The following is a 25,212-nucleotide window of genomic DNA, read 5'->3' as shown; positions in this document are numbered from 1 at the left end:
AGCAGAAGTTCCCAGATACTTTATCTGAAGGCTAAGTTCTCCTTTGCAAAATATTAACCGCTCGTTTTCTATATGGGCTAATAACCATTCGTTATGAGTCAGGTTTTTTGTGTATGTCTTGAACATTTCATTTGGTGAGTAGACCGATTCAACACTGTTTCCTAACCACGCAGTCGTTCCTTTAAGAATCGATTCGTGATGAATGATTTTTGCCCCGCCTCTATTTAAGTGCGCCGAAATCCGCACGATTTCAGGATAGTACTCATATCCTTTAGCGCTAAGAGTTCCCCGCCAAACACCTGAGACGATCATCAAGAAAAACAGAACATATAAAAACTGTGCTGCTCGCTTATTGCTCCACCAAGATTGCTTATCCGAGCCTATCTTTCTCTCCCCACTATAATTACTCCACATAGCATCTCTTATTAGGTTGGTTCGTGTAGGGCGAATTAAAAATGCGCTGAATGACTGTCAACCTACCCCGTGAATAGCCTCACCGTCAACTCACACCGCAGCTCAATCAACCCGACAATTCGCCCACGACATCCAGCCGACGGCAGTCCGTGTAGGGCGCATTAAAAATGTGCCGGATATCGGCTCGACTTGTATTCCCGCTCCGGTTGCCCCGAATGTAGGTCGGGCTTCAGCCCGACAGTCACTCTTCGATCAAAGGAGATTGTCGGGTTGAAACCCGACCTACAGGGCAAACAGTGTATGGACGGCCTAACGCAGCAACACCCCCGCCATCACCAGATTCCCCACCACCGACACCGCCGCCAGCACCTTCCAGAACAAAACCGGATCCCGCTCCAGCCACGGCTTCCCCGCCAGCGTCAACGCAGTATTCGGCTTACGGATATCTGCCAGAAACTCGCTCAACTCCGGATAGCGATGCTCCGCATTCAGGCTCAACGCCTTCGACAGCGCCGCATCCAGCCACACCGGCACATGCGCGTTGTGCTTGCAGGCGCTGACATAGCCCACCTTGCGGAAATCCGCCGGACTCTGCGCCTGCACATAGCCTGCACCATAAGGGTAATGCCCGGTCAGCAATTCATAAAACATCACCGCCAGCCCGAACTGGTCCGCCCGCTGGTCGCGGCTGATGCCCAGCGCATATTCCGGCGCCGCATATTCCGCCGCTCCCGGCCGCAGAGTCAGGTTCTCGCTCAGGCTGCCCACCGTAGCGCTGCCGAAATCAATCAGCACCAGTTTTCCGTCCTTCGTCACCAGAAAATTATCCGGCTTCACGTCCTGATGCAGTGTTTCCCGCCGATGCAGCGCCCGCAGGGCTTTCACCGCCGGCAAGGCAAAGGCCATCACCGTTTCCACCGGCGCATCCGGGTTATCCGCGCGCCATTGGCGCAGGGTTTGCCCTTCCACATAGTCCTGAATCAGGTACAGGAAAGTACGCGGCCGTTCGGGGGCATGGGTGCGGATGATCTCCTGCTGCTGGAAGCGTTGGCCGATCCAGTCCTCGCGCTGGAAGGCGCGCAGGGCTTCCGGGTCGTCGCTGAGGTTGGGGGAGGGTGATTTCAGGGCGTAAACCTTGCCGCTGGCCAGGTCGGTGACGCGATAAAGGTGGCTACGAGCGTTGGCGTGCACTTCGGCCTCGATGCGGTAACCGTCAATGATCTGGCCGGGTTGCAGGGTGTCCGGCAGCAACGGCAGGGCGCTGTCGTCGGCGACATGCTTGTCGGCGGGCGGCAGCGAGACGATCTCTACGAGCTGGCAGGAACGGTTGTCGTCGCTGTGACGTGCTTCGGCACAGGCCAGCAATTCCTCGCAGCGCGCTTCCAGCGTTTCCGAGCGCATGGCGACAATGTCGTACAGTTCCCGCGAGGGGATGAAACCGTGAATACCGTCGGTGGTCAGCAGGTAAATGTCACCCGGTTGCACATCGATTTCGCGGTAATCCATTTCCACGCGCCAGGCCATGCCCAGCGCCCGCGTCAGCTGGTTGCCGTGGCGGGTGACCAGTGCGTGGTCGGTGGTGAGGCATTCCCAGTCGTCGCCGCGCAAGCGCCACAGACGGCTGTCGCCGATATGGAAAATGTGCCCGGCGGCCCCCCGGATCACCAGCGCGGTAAACGTGGTGAGGAAGGCCTGATGGGCGTGTTGATAATGCTGGCCTTGGCCGTGCAGCCAGCGGTTCAGCGCTTCCAGCACCTTGGCGCCGGAGGTCTTGACCGACCAGCTGGCCGGGGTGGCGAAAAAGTCATTGAGGAAGTTGGTGACACTGGTTTCCGCCGCGATCCGCCCGCCTTCCACGCTGCTGACACCGTCGGCGATGGCCGCCGCGAGGGTGCAGGCTGATAGGCCGTTTCCCTGCGGCAGGTGCAGGCCGATAGCGTCGTCGTTGCCCGGTTTGGGGCCGGGCGAGGAGAGTTGGGCGGCGCGGGCGGATAACTTCATTTTTACTCCACGGCGATCAGATGGACATTGCCGTCAGCATCCTTTTCCACCATATGGCCCTTGGGTTCGCTGATGAACATGCCGCCCAGGAAAGCCACCGCCGAGGTCGCCGCCAGCACCACGAAGAAAGCGGCCGGGCTGATAAAGCTGAGCACGGTGAGGAACACGACGCCGCCGACGTTGCCGTAGGCTCCAGCCATTCCGGCAATCTGGCCGGTCATGCGGCGCTGGATCAGCGGCACCACCGAGTAGACCGCACCGCAAGCACATTGCACGAACACCGAGGTGGCGATCACCACAGCAATGGCGCCACCCAGCGACCAGCTGCCGTTCATTTGCGACATCAGCAGGTAGCCCAGGGTTTGTCCACCCAGCGCAATCAGCAGCATTTTGCGACGGCCGAAAGCATCCGACAGGAAACCGCCGCCCGGACGGGCAAACAGGTTCATCACAGCGAAGCAGCCGGCAGTCATGCCCGCAACCACATGGCTGACACCGAAGTTGTCGATGAAGAACATCGGCAGCATCGACACCACCGCCAATTCTGATCCGAAGCAGGCCATGTAGGCGACGTTGAGGATAGCCACTTGCTTGAACTGGTAACGCGGCGCCGCAGGATGTTCACCGGTGAACAGGTGCTTGTTGACGTGCCAGATCTTGCTCCACTGATACACGGCCAGCGCGGCGATGACGGCGTATGCGATGTAGACGCTGTTCATCGACAGCAGTTTCAGTCCATCGGGGGACAAGCGCCAGGCCAGCACCACCAGCGCCAGGTACAGCGGAATGTTCATCAGTGCGTAGGCAATGAAGTCGCCCTTGCTGGTGACTTCCAGGCCGCCAACTTTTTGCGGTTTGAAGTAAGTGGAGCCTTCAGGGGTGTCGCGCACGCCACGGTAGAAGATGTAGCTGTAGACGATCGCGATGACGCCGGTGCAGGCGATGGCATAGCGCCAGCCGTCGTCACCGCCAAAGGCCAGGGCGAGGGCGGGCAGCGACATCGAGGCCACGGCTGCGCCGAAGTTGCCCCAGCCGCCGTAGATGCCTTCGGCAATGCCGACTTCCCGAGCCGGGAACCATTCGCTGACCAGACGGATGCCGATCACGAAGCCCGCGCCCACGGAACCCAGCAGGAAACGGGTGACGGCCAGCCATTCAAAAGACTGGGCGGCGGCGAACAGCAGACAGAGCACGCCGCAGAATGCGAGAAGGAAACTGTAACTCTTGCGCGGGCCGTATTTGTCCACCAGTACGCCCACCAGAATCCGCGTAGGGATGGTGATAGCGACGTTGAGCATCAGCAGCGCTTTTACCTGCGCGTCGGTGAGGTGGAAGTAGGCCTTGATGGTGGGCATCAGCGGCGCGGCGGCGAACCAGATAATGAACGTGATGAAAAAAGCCATCCAGGTGTAGTGCAGCGTACGGATGCGCGGCTCGTTCCACGAGAGTAGCGGGAGCGTTTTGAATTTCATGGTTCAGTACTCACAACGGGGGCTAAAGGGTTTTGGATAACGTCGTCGTTGACGGAATCGGAGGTCTTTCAGCGCGTCGTTGCGTGAAACCTGAGTCTTGGCTAACTCCTAGCAAATTTCATGCCATCGGAAAAGCCGGGTTTTTCCGGCATTGGCGGCGGGAAAGGCCCTAAAAGGGACGTTAGGCGTGCTTTTGGGGCGATTTATGCATTGATCTGGTGCGATGCACTACAGGCAGGCATAGATCCGGATCTTCGCGTTTTCGCACGCCATATAAAGGCATGCGGAGGTTGCGGCGGAGGAGGGCGTGTGGTTGGCGCAACTTTTGCAATGGCGGATTGAAACCTTCATTTGGACGACTGGCGACTGCCATGAAAAAATCCAGACTTGTGGTCATCGGAAACGGCATGGCCGGGATGCGCACGGTGGAAGAGCTGCTGAAGCTGGCTCCCGACCGCTACGACATCACGGTGATTGGCCGCGAGCCTTACGGCAACTACAACCGCATCATGCTGTCGCCGGTGCTGGCCGGGGAAAAGCACTTCGACGACATCGTGCTGCACACGCCCGAGTGGTACAAGCGCCACGGCATCGAGCTGGTGTCCGGTCAGACGGTGGTGGATATCAACCGTTCCCGCCGTGAAGTGCTGACGGATGAAGGCCTGGTCTTTCCTTATGACCGACTGCTGCTGGCCACCGGTTCGGTGCCGTTCATCATTCCGGTGCCGGGGCACGATCATCCTTCGGTGGTCAGTTTCCGCGATATTCAGGATGTGGAGCGCATGCTGGCCGTGACCGAGCACAAGCGCCGTGTGGCGGTGATCGGCGGCGGCCTGCTGGGGTTGGAGGCGGCCAACGGCCTGCTGAAGCGCGGGGTGGAAGCCACGGTGATCCATGATGTTTCCTGCCTGATGAACCGCCAGCTGGACAGCGAAGCGGCGCACCTGCTGGAGCGCGATCTGGCCGCGCGCGGCATGAAATTCAAGCTGGGTGCGCAGACAAAACAGATTGTCGCCCGTGACAGTGAACATCTCAGCCACATCGAGTTCAAGGACGGCAGCTTGCTGGAAACTGATCTGGTGATCATGGCGGTGGGCATCCGTCCTAACGTGGCGCTGGCGAAGCAGGCCGGGCTGCAGGTTGACAAGGCCATTCTGGTCAGCGACACGCTGCAAACGTTCGATCCGAAAATCTATGCCGTCGGCGAGTGCGTGCAGCATCGCGGCAGCCTGTTCGGGCTGGTGGCGCCGCTGTATGAACAAGCGCGGGTCTGCGCCACCCATCTGGCGGAAATCGGCGTCAGCCGTTATGTGCAGAAAGCCACGGCGACGACGCTGAAAGTCAGCGGTGTCAACCTGTTCTCGGCCGGGGATTTTTCAGGTAAGGATGCAGAGGTGATCGTGCTGCGCGATGTGTCCGCCGGAGTGTACAAGCGTCTGTTTTTAAAGGAAAACAAGCTGGTGGGTGCGGTGCTGTTCGGCGATACCCAGGACGGCTCCTGGTATTTCGATTTGATTGGCCGGCAAACCAATGTCGCCGGTCTGCGTGATGAGTTGCTGTTTGGCAAACGGGAGATGGCGGATGCTTGATGATGCGGTTGTGAAGACCACCTGTGCGTATTGCGGGGTCGGTTGCGGCATCACCGCCACCGTCACCGACGCCTCGGCGCGGGTGGTGGAAATCAAGGGCGATATCGCCCATCCCGCCAACTTTGGCCGTCTCTGTTCCAAGGGCTCGTCGCTGGGCGAAACCATCAGTCTGGAAGGGCGGCAGCTGTTTCCCGAAATCAATGGCCAGCAGGTGGCCTGGTCTACCGCCACCTCGAAAATCGCCACGGAATTCAAGCGTATCCGTGACCAGCACGGTCCGGACGCCATTGCCTTTTACGTGTCCGGGCAGTTGCTGACCGAGGATTACTACGTCGCCAACAAGCTGATGAAAGGCTTCCTCGGCAGCGCCAACATCGACACCAATTCCCGGCTGTGCATGTCGTCGGCGGTGGCGGGTTACAAACGCGCCTTCGGGGCCGACAGCGTGCCCGCCAGTTACGACGATTTTGCCCATGCCGAGCTGATGGTGCTGGTCGGCTCTAACACCGCCTGGTGCCACCCGATCATTTTCCAGCGCATCAAGGCAATCAAGGCCGAAAAGCCGAACCTGAAAGTGGTTGTCATTGACCCGCGTGAAACCGCGACCAATGAAATTGCCGATCTGCACCTGCCGATCAAGTCCGGTGGCGACGTGCTGCTGTTCAACGCTCTGCTGGCCGAGCTGGCGGAGCGTGGGGCGGTGGACCCGCATTTCACCGCCACCCATTGCTCCGGCTTTGACGCTGCCGTGGTGTCGGCGAAAGCGGATCGCGGCGACCGGGCCACCCTGGCCGGGCGTCTGGGCATTCCCGCCGACCGCCTGCAAACCTTCTTCGACTGGTTCACCGCCACCGAGCGCACACTGACGATGTATTCGATGGGCGTCAACCAGTCCAGCGCGGGCACTGACAAGGCCAACGCCATCATCAACTGCCATCTCGCCACCGGCCGCATCGGCAAGCCCGGCGCCGCCCCGTTCTCACTGACCGGACAGCCCAACGCCATGGGCGGCCGTGAAGTGGGCGGGCTGGCGAACATGCTGGCGGCGCACATGGACCTGGAAAACCCGGCGCATCGCGAGCGTGTGCAGCGCTTCTGGCAGTCGCCGTCTATCCCGGACAAGCCCGGCCTGAAAGCGGTAGACCTGTTCGACGCAGTGCATGACGGCCGCATCAAGGCGGTGTGGATTATGGCCACCAACCCGGTGGTGTCGCTGCCCAACGCCGACCGAGTGCGCGCCGCGCTGGAAAAATGCGAGCTGGTTATTGTCTCCGACTGCATCGCCGACACTGACACCATGCGGCTGGCGCATATCCGCCTGCCCGCGCTGGGCTGGGGGGAGAAGGATGGAACCGTCACCAACTCCGAGCGCCGCATTTCCCGGCAGCGCGGACTGTTGCCGCCGCCGGGCGACGCGAAGCCGGACTGGTGGGCGCTGGCGGAAGTGGGTAGGTCACTGGGCTTCAAAAATGGCTTCAACTACACCCATCCGGCGCAAATTTTCCGCGAGCACGCCGCCTTGTCCGCCTTCGAAAACAATGCCGGAACCGGTATCCGCGACTTCAATATCGGTCTGCTGGCGCAACTGGACAACAGCGAATACAACGCGCTGAAGCCGGTGCAGTGGCCGGTGACGCCGGACGCGCCGCTGGGTACCGAACGCCTGTTTGCCGACCACCGTTTCTATACTCCGGACGGCAAGGCGCGGTTGGTCGCGCTCTCTTATCGCGCACCGGTGAATACGTTGTCGGCAGAGTACCCGCTGGTGCTGAACACCGGCCGTATCCGCGACCAGTGGCACACCATGACCCGAAGCGGTTTGACCCCGCGCCTGCTGCAACATATTGGTGAGCCGTTTGCGGAAATGCACCCCGATGAGGCAAAAAAAATGGGGGTGAAGGAGGGGGGGCTGGTGCGACTGCGCAGTCGCTGGGGTTCGGCGGTGGCGCGTGTGCAAATCAGCGACGGCCAGAAGCCTGGCAACCTCTTTATGCCCATGCATTGGACCGGTGTGCTCAGCCGCAGCGGCCGCGTCGGCGCGGTGGTGAATCCGGCCGTGGACCCGATATCCGGCCAGCCTGAGAACAAGCACACCCCGATAGCCGCCGATATCTACCCGGCGGCCTGGCACGGCTACCTGCTCAGTGCAACGCCGCTGGCGCTGCCGGCGCTGGATTATGCGGTCGCCATCCGGTTGGAGAACGGCTGGCGGTACGAACTGGCGAATGACCATATTCCGGATGACTGGACCGGTTGGGCTACGGCCTGGCTGCATGATCCTGTTGGAGAAAAACTGGAATATCAGGATGTTACGCGCGGAATTCACCGTTACGCCTGGATTGCCGACGGCGTGCTGAAGGCGCTGGCCTTCTTCGGGCCGGAAGCCGAACTGCCGCCGCGCGCCTGGTTGCAGTCGCTGCTGGGCAAGCCGGTGGATGCGCTGAGCCGCCGTGCGCTGCTGTCGGGCAAGCCCGCCGATCCGGAGGCTGACGTTGGCCGCATCATCTGCGCCTGTTTCGGGGTGGGGGAGAGGACCATCACCCGCGCCATTGGTCAGCAAAATTTAAAAAATGTCGCTGAAATCGGCCAATGTCTGAAAGCTGGCACGAATTGTGGATCATGTCAGCCAGAACTGAAAAAACTTATCCCCTGTGAGGCGATTCCCGCCTGACAAACCAGTCCTCCGAACCGGCAACGTCGTCGGCGGTGGGACTTCAGCAACACCGTTACCCTATTTGCAGACAACGTCGTCTGTGTGTGCTGACCGGAACGCAACCGGCACGGCACGTCCAGCAATTAACCGCAGGAGACAGCGATGCGTATAGTCATGATTGGTCACGGCATGGTCGGACAACGTTTTCTGGAAACCCTGGCCGCCCGCGCCGGGGACATGGTGCACGTCACCGTCATTGCCGAAGAGGCCCGCCCCGCGTATGACCGGGTGCAACTCTCCGCCTTCTTCAACGGCAAGACGGCGGAAGACCTCAGCGTCACCCCGCACGATTTCTTTGACGCCACCGGCTACCAGCTGAAGCTGAACACCCGCGCCATCGGCATCGACCTGGCGGCCAAGACCGTCAGCACCGCCACCGGTGAAGTGGTGCCATTCGACAAGCTGGTGCTGGCCACCGGCTCCTACCCCTTCGTGCCACCGGTGCCGGGCAACGACCGCGAAGGCTGTCTGGTCTACCGCACCATTGAAGATCTGGAAGCCATCCGCGACGCCGCCGCCAAGTCCAAGGTGGGCGTGGTGGTCGGCGGCGGACTGCTCGGACTGGAAGCTGCCAAGGCGCTGAAGGATCTGGGCCTGCAAACCCACGTCGTCGAATTCGCCCCCCGGCTGATGGCGGTGCAGATTGACGACGGCGGCGGCCGCCTGCTGCGCCGCAAGATCGAAGCCTTGGGCGTCGGCGTGCATACCGAACGCAATACCAAGGAAATCGTCGATGGCCAAACCTGCCGTCACGCCATGAACTTTGCCGACGGCAAGGTACTGGAAACGGACATGATCCTGTTCTCCGCCGGTATCCGCCCGCGTGACGAACTGGCCAAGTCTTCCGGCCTGACCGTCGGCCCGCGCGGCGGCATCGCCATCGACAATGTCTGCCGCACCAGCCACGAAGACGTCTACGCCATTGGCGAATGCGCGTTGTGGGACAACAAGATTTACGGTCTGGTCGCCCCCGGCTACAGCATGGCCGATGTCGCGTGCAATCATCTGCTGAACGGTCATCACAAGGAATTCCTGGGCGCCGACATGAGCACCAAGCTCAAGTTGATGGGCGTCGATGTCGCCTCCATCGGTGACGCCCACGCCAGCACGCCGGGCAGCCTGACCTATGTTTACGTCGATGACCGCGCCGAAATCTACAAGAAGCTGGTGGTGTCTTCCGACGGCAAGAAAGTGCTGGGCGCGGTGCTGGTCGGCGACGTGGAAAGCTACGGCGATCTGCTGCAGCTCAAGCTCAACGACATGGAGCTGCCGGACAAGCCGGAGGCGCTGATTTTGCCCGCGATGGAAGGCAGCCCGCGCAAGGCTTTCGGCCCGGATGCGCTGCCGATGACGGCTGTGATCTGCTCCTGTAACAACGTCACCAAGGGCGATATCTGCAGCGCCATTGACGGCGGTGTGAAAGACCTGCCCAGCCTCAAGGCGGGCACCAAGCTGGCGACCAGCTGCGGCGGTTGCTCGGCGCTGGCCGGCTCCATCCTCAAATGCGAGCTGGAAAAGCGCGGCGTGGAAGTGAAGAAGGACCTGTGCGAACACTTCGCCTTCTCCCGCCAGGAGCTGTTCCACCTGATCAAGGTGGAAGGCATTCGCAGCTTTGACGACCTGATAGGCAAGCACGGCAAGGGATTGGGCTGCGACATCTGCAAGCCCACCGCCGGTTCCATCTTCGCCTCGCTGTGGAACGAACACATCCTGAAAAAGCCGCTGGCCGGTCTGCAGGACACCAACGACTATTTCCTGGCGAACATGCAGAAGGACGGCACCTACTCGATCGTGCCGCGCATTCCCGGCGGCGAGATTACCCCGGACGGACTGATCACCATCGGCGCCATCGCCAAGAAGTACAACCTGTACACCAAGATCACCGGCGGCCAGCGTATCGACCTGTTCGGCGCGCGCATGGAGCAACTGCCCGTCATCTGGAAGGAACTGGTCGATGCCGGTTTCGAGTCCGGCCACGCCTATGGCAAATCGGTGCGCACAGTGAAATCCTGCGTCGGTTCCACCTGGTGCCGTTACGGCGTCGGCGATTCCGTCGGCTACGCCATCGACATCGAAAACCGTTATCGCGGGCTGCGTTCGCCGCACAAGCTGAAGTTCGCGGTCAGCGGTTGCACCCGCGAATGCGCCGAAGCGCAAAGCAAGGACGTGGGCATCATCGCCACCGAGAAGGGCTGGAACCTCTATGTCTGCGGCAACGGCGGCATGAAACCCCGTCACGCCGAGCTGCTGGCCAGCGACCTCGACCGCGAGACGCTGATCAAGTACGTCGACCGTTTCCTGATGTTCTACATCCGCACCGCCGATCGCTTGCAACGCACCAGCATCTGGCGCGACAACATGGAAGGCGGCCTGGAATACCTGAAGGCGGTAATCATTGACGACTCGCTGGGCATTGGCGAAGAGCTGGAAAAGCAGATGCAGTATCTGGTCGACACCTTCGAATGCGAATGGAAGGCCGCCATCAATGACCCGGAAACCCTGAAGCGCTTCAAGCCCTTCGTCAACAGCGACGAAACCGACAGCAATGTGGTGTTTGTTGATGAGCGTGGCCAAATCCGCCCAGCCACCGTCGCGGAGAAGAAGGGGAGGATTGTGGTGGCGGAGGTTTGAGCGCAAACGAACACGATTGGCTCCCTCTCCCCTTGTGGGAGAGGGCGGGGGAGAGGGGTGCGGCGGTGGCCCTGAGTTGACGGTGTGTTTGAGCGACTGTCCGCACCCCTCTCCCTAACCCTCTCCCACAGGGGGAGAGGGGACTACATCATCAAGAGGAAAATCATCATGTCGAGCCATCTCGTCAAAGTCTGCAAAGTCCACGATATTCCCGTCAACCTTGGCGTCGGTGCGCTGGTGAAGGGCGAGCAAGTGGCGCTGTTTCATCTGCCCACCGGTGAAATCTACGCCTTGGGCAATTTCGATCCGTTCTCCGAAGCCAATGTGCTGTCGCGCGGGTTGATTGGCGATCTGCAAGGACAGAAGGTGGTGGCGTCACCGATCTACAAGCATCACTTCAACCTGCAAACGGGTGAGTGCCTGGAGGATGCGGGGGTGAAGGTGCCGTCGTATGCGGTGGTGGTGGAGGGGGGAGAGGTGTTTTTACGGGTATGAGCCAAAATGGCGCAGGAAGCGCAGTTTGTCCCTATCACACCTGCAACGAAAGCGGTCAGTGCTGTTATGATCGGCGCATGCGCTACGGAGACCAGCCATGACCGATCAACCCGACGCCCCGAAAAGTACCCTTGCCCGCAGGACATTTGACAAAGCCACCAATGTGGCTGTCGGTCTGGCGGGTGTGGCCGGTGAGGCGGCGAAGACCATGGTCGATGTTGCGGGTGGCACTGCCCGCGCCGTGGTCGAAGCGGCCGGAGATGCCACAGCCACCGTGGTGGAAGTGGCCGGGGAGCGCGCCCGCACCGCGCTGGAGCTGACATCCAGCGGTGCTTCCATGGTGGCGCATCTGGCGGAAGGCGGCGCCCGGGTCTCGGCGCAGATAGCCAGCGGCACCGCCCGCATTGCGGCTCAGATTGCGCAGGAAACCGCCCTGCAAATGGCCCAGACCTATCTGGGCAAATCTACCCTGACCCTCGCCCTGCCGGAAAACCTGATCAACAAGCACCTGCGTGAAATGGCGAAGGACTATTCCTATATTGATTACGTGACGGTGGATTGCGGCAAGGACCGCCTGACGGTGGCGCTGGATGGTCATCATGAGCGTTGGGTGTACACAGTGACATTGCAGTTCGATGTGCTGGAGTGCAAGGTATCGCAGGAGGAAAAATTCCTGTTGTTGCGTTTGGTGGATGAAGGGCTGGACGTGCAGATGCGCGAGGCGAACCTGCTGTCGAACTTTGCCATCCGGCAAGTGGCGAAGCGGGGCTTCAAGGTGGCGAACAAGTTGCCGGTATATGCGCCGATGACGCAACTGCTGGAGCGTTTCCCCGGTCTGAGCCAGGAAGGGCCGCGTTTGTGGCGGGTGGCGCTGCACGAAAGCCATATGATTGATTTGCTGAACAACCGGTCGTGGATGGTGGACAAGCTGATGAGCCTGAGCGATTTGAGTGTGTTGCCGGGCTTGTCGATCCTGAAGGACAGCCGGGAGATGCTGATCCGGCTGGTCAACCAGTTTGAGATCCGTTCAATGCGGGTGTTGCCGGGGCGGCTGGAGGTGCTGATCGGGATCAATACGGATTGAGCAGCAGTCCTTCACCCAACCTTCCTGATCTCCGCCAGAATATCCTCTACCGGACAATCCTTCACCAGATAAGCCTTGGCCCCGGCCGCCAGCATCTGCTCCGCCATCTCAAAGCGGGCATGCATTGACAGCGCGATAATCCGCACCTCCGGCATTTCCGCCATGATGTGGCGGGTGGCTTCCAGACCGTTCATGCGCGGCATCGACACATCCATCAGGATCACATCCGGGTTCAGGTCACGGCACTTGTTCACGGCATCCAGCCCGTCCACCGCCTCGCCGGCAATATCCAGATCCGGCTCGCGCCGCAGCATTTCCACAATCCCCTGACGCAATATGGCATGATCATCCACCACCAATAGCCGGATCAGTGCGTCATCCTCTGCATTTGGACGGTGAGCGGCGACTGCCTCGATCTGGTGTGCTTGACCATTATCAATGTGCGGGCCGGACAGTCCGTACAATGGCGCATGCAACTCAATGCGGGAGCCCTGACCGGGTCTACTGTCGAAGGTCAGGCGGCCGTCCATCAAGGTCAGCCGCTCCTGGATGTTGATGAGGCCGAAGCCGAAGGAGTGAGGCATGTCCAGCGCCCGTTCCACCTCAAAGCCCTTGCCCTGATCCGCCACAGTGATCTTTACACCGTCCGGCATGGATTCCAGGGTAACGGTTGCCTCACGCACACCGGCATGTTTGACGATGTTGAACAGCAGTTCCCGAACTGTCTGGAACAGCATCAGGCTGGTTTCCTCGGAAATCGGCGGTAGCGGCGCTTCGCAACGGACCGTCACAGCCAGTTCGTGTTTGTCCATCATCCATCGCGCCAGCCACTGGATGCCCGCTGCAAAACCGGCATCCCGGAAAATGGGCGGCGCCAACTCCATGGTCAGTTCCCGCGAGGCCTCGATGCATTGGTCGAGAATTTCCTGAACCTGCGCGGCTTCTTCCTGAAGTTCGGAGTCATGCATCTTGTACTGGATGCGGGCGATCATCAGCTTGGCGGCCACCAGCAATTGCTGGTTATGGTCGTGCAGCAGTCGGGCAATGCGTCGGCGCTCACGGTCTTCGGTTTGAACCAGATCAGCCGCCAGTAACCGGAATTGCTGGTTACGATGCCGTAATTCCTCACACGTCCGGTCCAGTTCGGAAGTACGTTCGGCGACCCGTTGTTCCAGATGGCGGTTCAGTTCCCGTAATGCCTCCTCAGCCAGCTTGAGATCCGTGATGTCCTGTCCTACGGACTGATAACCCGTGACTTCACCCTCCCTGTTGAAAAAGGCGCGATTGGTCCAGCGATGCAGGGCGGGGGTGCCGTCCAGGCGGATTTGATCCTGCTCGTGGGTTTCGAGTGGTGAATCGGGTGTCAGGGTTTTCAGGCGGGCTTTGACGCGTTCGCGGTCCTCCGGGGTCAGGAAGGCGAAAAAGTTGATGCCTGTCAGCTCCGCAGGCGACATGCCAACCGAGGCGGCAAGCTCCTGATTGACGTAGGTCAGCGTGCCATCCGGGCGAAAGGTGGCGATGAAAAGCGGCATGTCCTCGGCTAGGCGGCGGTATTGCCGTTCGCTGGCTTCCAGCGCCTGTTGCCGCTTTAAGTTGGTGATATCTGTAGTGATGACAAAGAAGCCAATGACGACACCGTCCACCCGATCCGCCACGTATTGAACCCAGACACAGCATTTGTCGCCATTGGTCTTGGTCAGCATGCGCTCGAACTGCTGGTCCTTGCCTTGCAGCACGGCGCGGATATAGGGCTCGTTCATGGCGAACAACTCCGGGCCCAGCAATTCCGTCATAAGGATGCCCTGCATCTGCTCCGGGGTGCGCCCGAACCAGGTGATGTATGCCCGGTTGGCAAAGGCGCAACGCAAGTCACCGGTCCAGTAGCCCAGCATGCAGGGCACGTTGTCGGCCACGGCTTCGGTGAAGCGCAGGCTGGCCTCAGCCTCTTCCTGGGACTGCATGCGTTCAGTGATATCGACTGTGACCGCGACGCAGGCGGCATCGGCAAAGGGCAGGGGGGCGGCGCTGACTTCCACCCAGATGGTCGCCTCATCCTCCGTGACGATGCCGATGACTTCGCGCCGGATTGTGGATTTTTCCTGAATGGCGCGAGTGGTGGGGAAGTCAGTGGGGTTGAACGGCTCTCCGTCAGGCCGGACATAACGCCGTTGTTTATAGCTGCCAGACAGGATGTCGGCATGACGCATGTCCAGAATCTGTTCCAGTGCCGGGTTTATGGCCTTCATGCGACCATGCTCATCCAGAATCGACACGCCCACCGGCAGTAATTTGAAGAGCGTACGCCAGGTTTCTTCACAGTTCTCCGGCCGTCTGTTGCCGGCAGAAGAGCCGATGATTGTCTCGGACGCCGGCGCTTGAGGGGCAGCCCCGGTGTCGTTGTTATTGTCCATGATCACGACCATTAGGGTTCTGTGGGTATTATGCGGATGGCGGACGAAAGCCGCTACCGGGCATTACCGGTATTCAGGGGTCTCCAAAAGCCGGCCTGTCCCCAAATGATAAAAAACTGACCCCAACGCACCTGTTTACCGGACGCACGTATTGTTAATTTCAATGCATACATCAGCCAATGTCACATTGAGAGCCAATCATGACCGCAGCCGCCACCGAACTTCACGCTACCCCGGCCCCCAAGGCCGCTTCCCGTCAGGCCCTGGGCACTACCGTCAATATTCCCCCGCGTCGTCTGGATTTCGAGTTCAAGGCTGAACAAAAACCCCGCTATTTCTACGGCAACGATCCATTCCTGTCCTCGTTCTGGAACACCTTTTCCTCGCTGCTGCCGCAAGGGGAGTTCTTCTTCGTGCGCTCGGTGCGCGCCTACCGTGACCGCATTACCGACCCGACGCTGAACGCCCAGGTTTCCGGCTTCATTGGTCAGGAAGCCATGCACAGCAAGGAACATGACAGCTACAACAAGATGCTGGTGGAAATGGGCTTCCCGGTGGACAAGCTGGACCGTGACGTAGGCAAGCTGCTGAAGCTGGTTGGCAAAACCCTGCCGAAGAGCGTGCAGCTGGCGGCGACGGCCTGCCTGGAACACTACACGGCCATCATGGCCGAGCAATTGCTGCGCGATAAGGATCACCAGGGCATGATGAATGACCCGGACATCCTGCACATGTGGATGTGGCACGCCCTGGAAGAAAACGAACACAAGACGGTCGCCTGGGACCTGTACCAGCAGGAAGTGGGCAGCTATGCGCTGCGTGTCTTCACCATGGTGATAGCCACCGTCATCCTGTTCTCGGTGATGGCCGTGTTCCAGGGCCGCATGCTGGCGGCGGACGGCAAGCTGTTCAATTTCCGCGAGAACCTGAAGGGCTTCCGTTTCCTGTTCGGCTTCAAGGGCTTGTTTGCCGCCCTGGTGCCGAAGTATCTGGATTTCTTCCGTACCGATTTCCACCCCAATGACCACGACACCACGGCGCTGCTGGCGGAATGGAAGCAGATCCTGTTTGCTCCGGGCGGCGAGCTGTATGGCCAGTTGAAGAACAAGGCGGCCGTCGGCGTCCATTGATCGTTTATCCGTTTCTTCCGGGCAGGCCGTTGTTTCAGCGTCCTGCCTTTTTTGTGCGTGTCGTCGGAGCGGGCAGGTATCTTTTTTGACCTGAGCGCCGGTTCCGGGGACCAATGCCTGTCTGTCGCGGCTGTGCGAAGGTAGTGGCGAGTCAACGTGTGACACCGGACAACCGGTGAATCGAGGTCATGATGCAGGAATCCCTACACCCGGCCGGGCTTGACCGCGCGCCCGCCGCCCGTTTTATGCGGGCGGAATCCATGAAAGCGACGGTCCAGCGCACACTGGCCGCGGTGCGCGAAGCCATGCCGTCGCTGGAACAGATGGCGGAGCGTTTCAGCATGTCTTCCCGCACGCTGAAACGCCGTTTGCAGGGCGAGCAGGCGCGCTACAGCGATCTGGTGGAAACGGAGATGCGCCTGCGCGCCGAACGCCTGCTGGTGGAAGAGCGTCTGCCGGTAGCGGAAGTGGCCCATCAATTGGGCTATCATGATGTCTCGAATTTCTCGCGGGCCTTCCGGCGCTGGACTGGCCGCACCCCCCGCGAGTTTCGTGACCGCTTCGGCCGCTAGCCTGTAGGTCGGGCTTAAGCCCGACAACACTCTCCGATCGAAGGGCATTGTCGGGTTGAAACCCGACCTACAGCCATGTAAATAACAACAAGGAATCCCTTCATGCAAAAGCTCCCCCGCGACCCCCAAAACGACTATTCCCGCGACATGGCCGCCACCCGGCGTGACGTGGTGACGGCCGAGACCGGCGCCACTCTGGAACACGTTGGCGGCTTTTCCTTCGACCCGGCGCTGTTACCCGGCAACATCGAAAACTTTGTGGGCGTGGCGCAAGTACCGCTGGGCATGGCCGGGCCGATGCGCGTCAATGGCGAGCATGCACAAGGCGATTTCTACATCCCCATGGCCACCAGCGAAGGCACGCTGGTGGCCAGTTATTCACGCGGCATGCGCCTGACCCGAGAGGCGGGCGGCATCACCACCACCGTGATTGACGACGCCATGCAGCGCGCCCCCTTGTTCGTGTTCAGGGATGCCCGCGCCGCCCGTGATTTCGGGCAGTGGGTGGATGCGAACTTTGACGGTATCAAGGCGCAGGCGGAAGAAACTACTTCCAGCGGCAAACTGCGCAACATCGAGCAATATGCGGTCGGCAAGATGCGCTGGCTGCGTTTCAACTTCACCACCGGCGACGCCGCCGGGCAGAACATGGTCAGCAAGGCCACCCGCCACGCCTGCATGTGGATTCTGGATCACCAGCCGCCGGGGCTGGAGCACTTCACGCTGGCGGCGCAAATGGATACTGACAAGAAACATTCGCAGCTCAACAGCCTGCACACCCGTGGCAAGCGCGTTGTGGCGGAAATCACCCTGCCGTCGGCGCTGATCACCAACATCATGCACACCACGGCGGCGGCGCTGCACAAGCAGCGGCAGTTTTCCAACATGGGCACCCTGTTGTCCGGCTCCGTCAACAACGGTGCGCACTTCGCCAATGGCATTACCGCCATGTTCATTGCCTGCGGTCAGGATGTGGCCAATGTGGCGGAGTCTTCGGCGGGGTTTGTCTATGGGGAACTGAAGGACAACGGTGATTACTATTTCTCGGTGACCATTCCGTCGCTGATTGTCGCCACCTATGGCGGTGGAACGGGTTTGCCCACGCAGCGGGAATGCCTGGAAGTCATGGGCTGCGCCGGTAAAGATAAGGTCTATAAGCTGGCTGAGCTGGTGGCGGCGACGGTGCTGTGCGGTGAGTTGTCGCTGGCCTCGGCGGTGGTATCGGACCAGTGGGTGTCCAGCCATGACCAGCTGGGCCGCAACCGCAAGTAGTTCACGAACACCGGGGTTGAAAAACCCCGTCTTTTGTGTGACTTTGGAAAGCATATGCCTACCGGAGTCATATCATGGATCCTTTCCTGCAAGCCGCACTCGAAGAAGCCGAACTGGGGCTGGCCGAGGGCGGCATTCCCATCGGTTCGGTGCTGGTGCATGACGGCGTCATTGTCGGGCGCGGCCACAATCGGCGCGTACAGCAAGGCAGCACTATCCTCCATGCCGAGATGGATGCCTTCGAGAATGCGGGGCGTCGTTCGGCGAAGTTCTACCGGGAATGTACGCTCTACACCACCTTGTCGCCGTGCCCCATGTGCAGCGGCGCGGCGGTGCTGTATGGCATTCCGCGGGTGGTGATTGGCGAGAACCGTTCTTTCATGGGCGAGGAGCAATGGCTGGCGTCGCATGGGGTGCAGATTGAGGTGCATCAGGATGAACGCTGCATCAGCCTGATGCGCGATTTCATGGCCCAGCGCCCGGAGTTGTGGGCGGAGGATATCGGGGAGTAAGGCCTTATCTGGATCTGGCCGGATGCAATAACAGCCGGTGCCAGATAAAGGCTCCGCAACCGCAAACGCCCATCACCACCATCAGCGGCAGCGCGTCCGGCCGTTGCCATAGCGCCAGCCAGGCGCTGACCAGTGTTGCCATCAGGAATTGCAACGACCCCATCAATGAGGACGCCGCTCCCACCCGGTGTTGCGGCTGTGTCGCCAGGGCCGCCGCCCCGGCGTTGGGGGAAATGAAGCCCAGGCTGGCCAGGTAGAGGAAGAACCCCAGCAGCAATAGCGGCAGGTTCAGCATGCCGGACAACTCCAGCCCCAGCAGGCTGAGCGTGACCAACCCCGGCAGCCAGATGGCCCGTTGCAGCAGGAAGTTCATGTCCACCCGGCGCAACAGCCGCGCGTTGATCTGGCTGGCGGCGATGAATCCCGCCGCATTCAGCCCAAAGGCGATGCCATAGTGGCCGGGGCTGAGCCCCTTCAGCGTAATCAGCACCTGCGGCGACCCGGCGATATAGGCAAACATGCCGGTAAAGGCCAGTCCCGACGACAGCGTATAGCCCATGAACCGCCTTTCCTTCAGCAGCGCACCAAACGTTTTCAGCACCTGCATCACCGACAGTTTTTCACTGCGATGCGCTTCACCGTGGGACTCGGTCAGGCTGCGCCACGCCCACAGCAGGAACAGCAGCCCGGCGGCTGCCTGCACCGCGAAAATGGCATGCCAGTCCGCCACTTCCAGCAGCAATCCGCCCAGACTGGGGGCCAGGATCGGCGCCAGTCCCATCACCAGGATCAGCTTCGATTGCGCCTGCGCCGCCGACTTGGCGTCACAGCGGTCGCGCACCACCGCCCGGCTCAGCACCATCCCCGCACAAGCGCCCAGCGCCTGCAGGAAGCGCAAGGCCGTCAGCTCAATCAGGCTGCCCGCAAAGATGCAGGCGAAGGAGGTCAGGGTGTAGACCGCCAGCCCGAACAGCAGCGGCTTGCGGCGGCCGATACGATCGCTGATCGGCCCGTAAAACAACTGCCCCAGCACCAGCCCGATGAAGAATCCGGACAGCGTCAGCTGCGCACCCGGCCCGAACTGCTGTTCGATGGCCGGAAAGGCGGGCAGGTACATGTCGATGGCCAGCGGCCCCAGGGCGACAATGGCCCCCAGCAACAGCAGCCAGGACGAGGAGGGGCGGGGTGTGGGCAAAAAAGTTCTCCAATGGGACCAGCATTGTACCGTAGGGGCGCACTGCGTGAACGGACAGAATGAGCGTCATGTTCGGCGTCGAGGGCGCACCCAGTGCGCCCCTGCGGGTGTATCCTACGCCACCGCTTTCGAATATATGACTGAACACCCATGCGCCACACCCTGCCTGAAGATGTCGCCGTTCCCGGCGCCCCCCGCAATGACTGGCAAACGCTGAAAACCCTGTTTCCCTACCTGTGGCAGTACAAGACCCGTGTCGTGCTGGCGCTGGCCTGCATGGTGCTGGCGAAAGTGGCGATGGTGGCTATCCCGTTGATCCTGAAGCACATAGTCGACGGACTTTCCATCGGCCCGAAGGCGCTGGTGGCGGTGCCGATCGGGCTGATCCTGGCGTATGGCGTGCTGCGGCTGGCATCCACCGCCTTTGGCGAACTGCGCGACGCCGTCTTCGCCAAGGTGGCGCAGCGCGCCATCCGCAATGTGGCGCTGGAAACCTTCAACCACCTGCACAAGCTCAGCCTGCGTTATCACCTCAACCGCCAGACCGGCGGCGTCACCCGCGACATCTCGCGCGGCACACGCGGCATCGGGTCGCTGCTCAGCTTCATGCTGTTCAACATCCTGCCCACCATTCTCGAAATCGGCATGATCACCGCCATCCTGGTGACGTTGTATGACTGGCGTTTTGCGGTGGTGACCCTGGGCACCATCGTCATCTACACCACCTTCACCGTGATTGTGACCGAGTGGCGCAACAAGACCCGCCGCGAGATGAACGAACTGGATTCCAAGGCCAACACCCGCGCCGTCGATTCACTGCTGAACTATGAAACGGTGAAGTATTTCGGCAATGAACAGTGGGAAGCCAAGCGTTATGACCACGCGCTGGTGCGTTGGGAAGACGCGGCGGTAAAGAATGAAATGTCCATCGGCATCCTCAACAGCGGCCAGTCCGGCATTATTGCGGTGGGGATTACCATCCTGGTGTGGCTGGCGGCGGACGGTGTCGCCAAGGGCACCATGACGCTGGGCGATCTGGTGGCGGTGAACGCCTTCCTGATCCAGTTATATGCACCACTGAACATCCTGGGCATGGCCTATCGCGAGATCAAGCAGGCGCTGACCGACATGGAGCGCATGTTCAGCCTGATGCGCGAGGATGCGGAAATCGAGGACAGCAAGGATGCCGTACCACTAGCGGCGCGCTCGGCGGCAGTGGAATTCGCCGGGGTGGATTTCGGCTATGACGCCAAGCGGCAGATCCTGCACGGGGTGGATTTCAGCATTCCGGCCGGGCAGACGGTCGCAGTGGTCGGCAGTTCCGGCGCGGGCAAGTCGACGCTGTCGAAGCTGCTGTACCGCTTTTATGACGTTGGCAGCGGCGCTATCCGCATCAATGGCACGGATATCCGCCAACTGACGCAAGCCAGCCTGCGCGCCCATATCGGCATCGTGCCGCAGGATACGGTGCTGTTCAATGACACCATTTTCTACAACATTGCCTATGGCCGCCCGGATGCCACGCGGGAGGAAGTGATGGAAGCGGCGCGCTCAGCCAGCATCCTGACTTTCATCGAGTCGCTGCCGGACAAGTGGGAAACCACCGTTGGCGAGCGCGGGCTGAAGCTGTCGGGCGGCGAGAAGCAACGGGTGGCGATTGCGCGTACCATTCTAAAGAACCCGCCGATCCTGATTTTTGATGAGGCAACCTCGGCGCTGGATTCCGGCACCGAGAAGGCGATCCAGAGCGAACTGGCGCAGATTTCGGCGTCGCGCACCACCTTGATCATTGCCCATCGCCTGTCCACCATTGTCGACGCCAATGAGATTCTGGTGATGGAGCATGGCCGGATCGTGGAGCGCGGGGCGCATCGGGAGTTGCTGGCGCAGGATGGTGTTTACGCCAAAATGTGGGCGTTGCAGTTGAGTGAGGAGGGGGTGGAGGAGGGTTGAATGACCGCCCCGGACCTTCACCACATGCTGACGGTTGCCCGGATGCCGTTGATCTTCCAGCCCTTGCCCCCTGGAGCAAGTTTCACCACCAGGTCACTGCGTTGACCGCTGTCCTTGCCGAACAAGGTGCGCCGTTCGGTGACGCGGAGCTGCCCTTGCAAGGGCGCTCCACCCGCACCCGGTTGCCAGTCCACAGCGGTAAACGTATAGCTTTCCTGCGTTCCGTAACGCCAAGCGGCGCGACTCTGTTGCAAATACTCTGACTTGCTCAGGGTGAAGCGCTGCGGCGGGTTGACATCGGTCCATGTCACCTCAATGGCCACACCGTCTTCAATCAGCGTTTCCAGTGTGGCCGCATCATGTGCGCGCAGCGCCTGCTGGTAGCGGTTCATCAGCATCTGTGCGGCAGCATCGGCCCGGGCCGTGTTGCTCAGGCACAGCGCCAGCGTCAGCCATATCAGTGGTCTGGTCATGCGCTTACTCCCGGTTGTCCGCGCATTCGGCCTGTTCCGGCGACTGCCGGCAGCGCACCTTCTTCATCAGTCGCATCATCTTCGGGTCATACAAGCCCTGCTGTGTCATGGCGATACGAGCCTCGCGCATCATCTCCGTGTACTTTGGGGCATCACCGTCGGGCGGCGGGAAGAAAAACAGGATGTCGTCCTCGGCCATGCGGATTTCCCGGATCATGGGATCGAACTTTTCCAGAAACCACTGCCGCGAAGACAGGCCGAAGCCCTCGGGAAACCGCGCCTTGCGCGTCACCATCTGGAAAGTGAGTTGCGCCACCGGCAGCTTCAGCACCACCCCCTGGCTGCCGACGCCCTTATACAGTTCCAGCGGCAGATAGGCGATGGCGGGGGACGCCACCACGTCCACCTGGCCGTTGTTGAATTTTCCGGCAAAGTTGGTGACATCCGAAGCCACCGCCTGCGCGCCAATCCGCTCCACCATGCGCAACTGCGCCGGGTCATAGTCCAGCACCGCCATTTTGCGCCCGGCCATTTTCGCCACCGAGTTGATCTGGCGGTCGCGCAGGAACAGGTAGGCTGCGCCCAACGGCAGCAGGCCGGAAACTTCATAGTCACCTTGTTGCAGCAGCGGTCGGGTTTCCGGGCGGGCCAGGGTGGCGATCACCTGCTTCAGCGCCGGGTAATCCGGCAGCCCGCCGATGGAATCGATGCTGCCGGTGAAGAAATTGAATTGCCGCGCCCGCACGCCGGTCAGCAGCACGGCGTCACACTGGCCCGCCTTGAAATCCTCGGCGACGACGCGTTCGTCGATATAGGCCCTGACATCCAGACGGGCTCCCCAGGCGCGGGCGCTGAGCGCGTATTCCTTCATGGCGGCGAACAACGGGCCTTGCTTGCCCGCCATGTCGAAAACACAGAGCATCGGGGCGGCCGACGCCGACGCCGGTGCGGATACCGTCAGGGACAACAGTAGATAAGCCTTGAACAAACGAAGCGGAATCATGAGCGGCTCCGGTCAGCCGAGTAAGTCTGCCTGATTATTACTTGACCCCTAAATTTATACAATGTATAAAAATTAACATTGTATAAATATTTTCGGTCCCTGCCATGCCCCAGTCCCCCGGCTTGCGAGAGCGCAAGCGACAGCAGACGCGTGATCATCTGGCGGAAGTCGCCATGAGCCTGATTCTGGAAAAGGGCTATGCCCGGGTCACCATGGAGGAGATCGCGGAAGCCGGCGGTGTGTCGCGCGGCACGCTGTATGCGTATTTCCCGCTAAAGGAAGCCTTGGTGGCGCAGTTTTTCAGTGTGAGGGTGGCCGAGGAGACGCGACCGATCCTGGAACAACTGGCGCTGATGCCGGACCCGCTCGACCGCCTGCACTTGTTCCTGATCGGCAGCGCCTGGTGGGCGGAGTCCTACAAGGATTGCTACGGCCCGTTCCTGCAATACCGATTCAACCACCCGGAGTCCCCGGAATGCGGGGCCAGTCCGGCGTTCATCCGGCTGATCCGGGATGCACAGCAGGCAGGACGCTTGCGCCGCGACCGGACGCCGGAGCGCCTGCGGGAAGACCTGTATGCCCTGATGGCAATGGCCGCCCTGCGCTGGCTGGCCGGTGAGGGCAGCCTGGAGTCGCAATACCGCGATGTCTGGGACTTCTTCATCCACGGCGCGGGTCTTCCCTGAGCCGCTTCATCCGCCACCCCTTGTCATTGCAGTCCCCGGTTCATTGGGATACCTTGCCGTCAAGGCAGTCCTGTCTTCCCACGAGAATCCGAACATGAAGGATATTACCCAGGTGCTGCAGGTCATGTGCGAGCACAAGGCCTCGGACATGTTTTGCACGCCGGACAATCCCATCAGCATCAAGGTCAACGGTATCACCCGCGCCCTGACCACGGAGTCGCTGGAACCGGGTGAAACCCGTGAACTGATCTATTCGCTGATGACCGACAGCCAGATTCAGGAATTCGAGTCCGAATGGGAGCTGAATTTCGCCTTTGAGAAAGCGGGACTGGGACGGTTCCGCGCCAATGTCTTCCGCCAGCGCGGGCAGGTGGCGATGGTGGTGCGCTTCCTTGCCAACAAGGTTCCCGAGCTCGGTGCGCTCAACATGCCGCCGATGCTCTATGACCTGATCCTGCGCCAACGCGGGCTGGTGCTGGTGGTGGGGGCGGCGGGCTCAGGCAAGTCGACCACCATTGCGTCACTGCTGGAATACCGCAACCTGCACGACCGGGGCCATATCCTCACCATCGAGGATCCCATTGAGTACCGCTTGCTGCATCAGAACTGCGTCATCAACCAGCGGGAAGTCGGTGTCGATACCAAGTCTTTTGAGCGGGCCTTGCAGAACACGCTGCGTGAAGCGCCGGATGTGCTGTTCATCGGCGAAATCCGCACCCCCGAAGTGATGCGGCAGGTGTTGTCTTATGCGGATACCGGCATGCTGGTGGTGTCCACCTTGCACGCCAACAGCGCCGACCAGGCGCTGGACCGCATCATCGGGTTTTTCCCGGAGACCGTGCGTGAACAGGTGCTGGCTGACCTGTCGATGGTGTTGCAGGCCATCATCAGTCAGCGCCTGGTCAAGGACAAACGGGGTCAGCGCCTGCCTGCTGTGGAAGTCTTGCTGAACACGGCCCATATCGCCGAGCTGATCCGGACCGGGAAGCTGTCCGAGGTCAAGCAGGCGATGAAGACCCATATGTACCCCGGCATGATGACCTTTGACGACTCCCTGTACCAACTATACCTGGATGACCGGATTACCGGTGAGGAGGCCTTGCTGCACGCGGATTCGCGCACCGACCTGTCATTGAAAATCAAGCTGACGGGCAGCGCCGAAGCAGATGAGCCGGAGACGCTGCAGCCGGTCAATCCCTATCTGGACAATCACGGCATGGCATAAGCTGACCCGGCTCAGGGAGCAGGCCCGTTCATCAAGGCGATCAGTGCCAGCGAAAAACCGATTTCCAGCCAGTACTGTGTTGCGTATTCCCTTTTCCTGAACGCTATGACACCGAAAAACAGGGCGCTGATCATGGCGATCACCAGCAAGCGGTCGGTCATTCGGCTGAAGGCCGTCAAGCCCTCCTTTAAAGTATCACTGTCGAAGATGCCGGCCATCCAGAGCAGGATATCCAACCCGATGTGACTGTGGGTGATGATGGCGACAATGATCAGCATTGTGCTTAAACGGAGGTGATAGGACGTGTCGTGGCTTGGTCTTGGAATTTTTCTCGCCATGATTATGTTCTCCATACCGGAACGGTCTGTTCAGACTATCGAA

The 25,212-nt window shown here is 60.6% G+C and carries 19 protein-coding genes; 12 read left to right on the top strand and 7 right to left on the bottom strand.

What is annotated here, in order from left to right; translation table 11 throughout:
* Positions 1-723: 723 nt before the first annotated feature.
* Positions 724-2,415, bottom strand: a complete 1,692-nt coding sequence (locus tag Q7T36_RS12265) for a bifunctional protein-serine/threonine kinase/phosphatase (RefSeq protein WP_304848766.1) — start codon at positions 2,413-2,415, stop codon at positions 724-726.
* 2 nt (positions 2,416-2,417) lie between these two features.
* Positions 2,418-3,887, bottom strand: a complete 1,470-nt coding sequence (locus Q7T36_RS12260) for an MFS transporter (protein ID WP_304848763.1) — start codon at positions 3,885-3,887, stop codon at positions 2,418-2,420.
* A gap of 371 nt (positions 3,888-4,258) precedes the next feature.
* Between Q7T36_RS12260 and Q7T36_RS12255 the strand changes: the two genes are divergently transcribed.
* The 5 genes from Q7T36_RS12255 (at position 4,259) to Q7T36_RS12235 (ending at position 12,399) form a co-directional block, all read left to right on the top strand.
* On the top strand, positions 4,259-5,476 hold the full coding sequence (locus Q7T36_RS12255) for an NAD(P)/FAD-dependent oxidoreductase (RefSeq protein ID WP_304848760.1): 1,218 nt from the start codon (positions 4,259-4,261) through the stop codon (positions 5,474-5,476).
* On the top strand, positions 5,436-8,147 hold the full coding sequence (locus Q7T36_RS12250) for a molybdopterin-dependent oxidoreductase (RefSeq protein ID WP_370690115.1): 2,712 nt from the start codon (positions 5,436-5,438) through the stop codon (positions 8,145-8,147). Before Q7T36_RS12255 ends, Q7T36_RS12250 begins: the two co-directional genes overlap by 41 nt.
* A gap of 144 nt (positions 8,148-8,291) precedes the next feature.
* Positions 8,292-10,820 (top strand): nitrite reductase large subunit NirB, encoded by a 2,529-nt coding sequence (gene nirB, locus Q7T36_RS12245; protein ID WP_304848757.1) that lies wholly within the window; start codon positions 8,292-8,294, stop codon positions 10,818-10,820.
* A 168-nt stretch (positions 10,821-10,988) separates the two neighbouring features.
* On the top strand, positions 10,989-11,315 hold the full coding sequence (gene nirD / locus Q7T36_RS12240) for a nitrite reductase small subunit NirD (RefSeq protein WP_304848755.1): 327 nt from the start codon (positions 10,989-10,991) through the stop codon (positions 11,313-11,315).
* A gap of 97 nt (positions 11,316-11,412) precedes the next feature.
* Positions 11,413-12,399 carry a hypothetical protein gene (locus Q7T36_RS12235; RefSeq protein ID WP_304848753.1) on the top strand — a complete coding sequence of 329 codons (987 nt, stop codon included), beginning with the start codon at positions 11,413-11,415 and terminating at the stop codon, positions 12,397-12,399.
* 11 nt (positions 12,400-12,410) lie between these two features.
* Here the strand turns inward: Q7T36_RS12235 and Q7T36_RS12230 are convergent, their stop codons facing one another.
* Positions 12,411-14,810 carry a PAS domain S-box protein gene (locus Q7T36_RS12230; RefSeq protein WP_304848751.1) on the bottom strand — a complete coding sequence of 800 codons (2,400 nt, stop codon included), beginning with the start codon at positions 14,808-14,810 and terminating at the stop codon, positions 12,411-12,413.
* 200 nt (positions 14,811-15,010) lie between these two features.
* Between Q7T36_RS12230 and Q7T36_RS12225 the strand changes: the two genes are divergently transcribed.
* From Q7T36_RS12225 to Q7T36_RS12210, 4 genes are all read left to right on the top strand, one after another.
* Positions 15,011-15,940: a metal-dependent hydrolase gene (locus Q7T36_RS12225; protein ID WP_304848748.1), complete on the top strand. Its 930-nt coding sequence runs from the start codon at positions 15,011-15,013 to the stop codon at positions 15,938-15,940.
* Positions 15,941-16,128: 188 nt separating this feature from the next.
* The gene (locus Q7T36_RS12220; protein ID WP_304848745.1) at positions 16,129-16,512 is read left to right on the top strand and encodes a helix-turn-helix transcriptional regulator; all 384 of its coding nucleotides are present in this window, start codon (positions 16,129-16,131) and stop codon (positions 16,510-16,512) included.
* Positions 16,513-16,614: 102 nt separating this feature from the next.
* Positions 16,615-17,784 (top strand): hydroxymethylglutaryl-CoA reductase, encoded by a 1,170-nt coding sequence (locus Q7T36_RS12215; RefSeq protein ID WP_304848742.1) that lies wholly within the window; start codon positions 16,615-16,617, stop codon positions 17,782-17,784.
* 74 nt (positions 17,785-17,858) lie between these two features.
* Positions 17,859-18,296, top strand: a complete 438-nt coding sequence (locus Q7T36_RS12210; RefSeq protein ID WP_304848739.1) for a nucleoside deaminase — start codon at positions 17,859-17,861, stop codon at positions 18,294-18,296.
* 4 nt (positions 18,297-18,300) lie between these two features.
* On the opposite strand, the gene Q7T36_RS12205 is transcribed toward Q7T36_RS12210, so the two are convergent.
* Positions 18,301-19,491, bottom strand: coding sequence for a multidrug effflux MFS transporter (locus Q7T36_RS12205; protein ID WP_304848736.1), 1,191 nt, complete (start codon positions 19,489-19,491; stop codon positions 18,301-18,303).
* Between the two features lie 150 nt (positions 19,492-19,641).
* On the opposite strand from Q7T36_RS12205, the gene Q7T36_RS12200 reads away from it, so the two are divergent.
* Positions 19,642-21,444, top strand: coding sequence for an ABC transporter ATP-binding protein/permease (locus Q7T36_RS12200; protein ID WP_304848733.1), 1,803 nt, complete (start codon positions 19,642-19,644; stop codon positions 21,442-21,444).
* A gap of 17 nt (positions 21,445-21,461) precedes the next feature.
* Here Q7T36_RS12200 and Q7T36_RS12195 read toward each other — a convergent pair whose 3' ends face one another.
* Together Q7T36_RS12195 and Q7T36_RS12190 are read right to left on the bottom strand one after the other, a co-directional pair.
* A complete protein-coding gene (locus Q7T36_RS12195; protein WP_304848730.1) occupies positions 21,462-21,917 on the bottom strand; it encodes a hypothetical protein in 456 nt (151 codons plus the stop codon).
* A gap of 4 nt (positions 21,918-21,921) precedes the next feature.
* Positions 21,922-22,920, bottom strand: coding sequence for a putative solute-binding protein (locus Q7T36_RS12190; RefSeq protein WP_304848727.1), 999 nt, complete (start codon positions 22,918-22,920; stop codon positions 21,922-21,924).
* Positions 22,921-23,024: 104 nt separating this feature from the next.
* On the opposite strand from Q7T36_RS12190, the gene Q7T36_RS12185 reads away from it, so the two are divergent.
* Both Q7T36_RS12185 and Q7T36_RS12180 read left to right on the top strand, forming a co-directional pair.
* Complete coding sequence (locus tag Q7T36_RS12185; RefSeq protein WP_304848725.1) at positions 23,025-23,606, top strand: TetR/AcrR family transcriptional regulator; 582 nt, start codon at positions 23,025-23,027, stop codon at positions 23,604-23,606.
* A gap of 94 nt (positions 23,607-23,700) precedes the next feature.
* Positions 23,701-24,831: a PilT/PilU family type 4a pilus ATPase gene (locus tag Q7T36_RS12180; RefSeq protein WP_304848722.1), complete on the top strand. Its 1,131-nt coding sequence runs from the start codon at positions 23,701-23,703 to the stop codon at positions 24,829-24,831.
* 11 nt (positions 24,832-24,842) lie between these two features.
* Here the strand turns inward: Q7T36_RS12180 and Q7T36_RS12175 are convergent, their stop codons facing one another.
* Entirely contained in the window at positions 24,843-25,169 is a 327-nt protein-coding gene (locus tag Q7T36_RS12175) for a hypothetical protein (protein ID WP_304848719.1), read from the bottom strand.
* Positions 25,170-25,212 lie beyond the last annotated feature (43 nt).

Source organism: Fluviicoccus sp. (genome assembly GCF_030646115.1).
In the GTDB taxonomy this organism is placed as follows: Bacteria; Pseudomonadota; Gammaproteobacteria; order Pseudomonadales; family Moraxellaceae; genus Fluviicoccus.
Note: the sequence above shows the minus strand (reverse complement) of the source record. Positions and strands in the feature narration are given on the sequence as shown.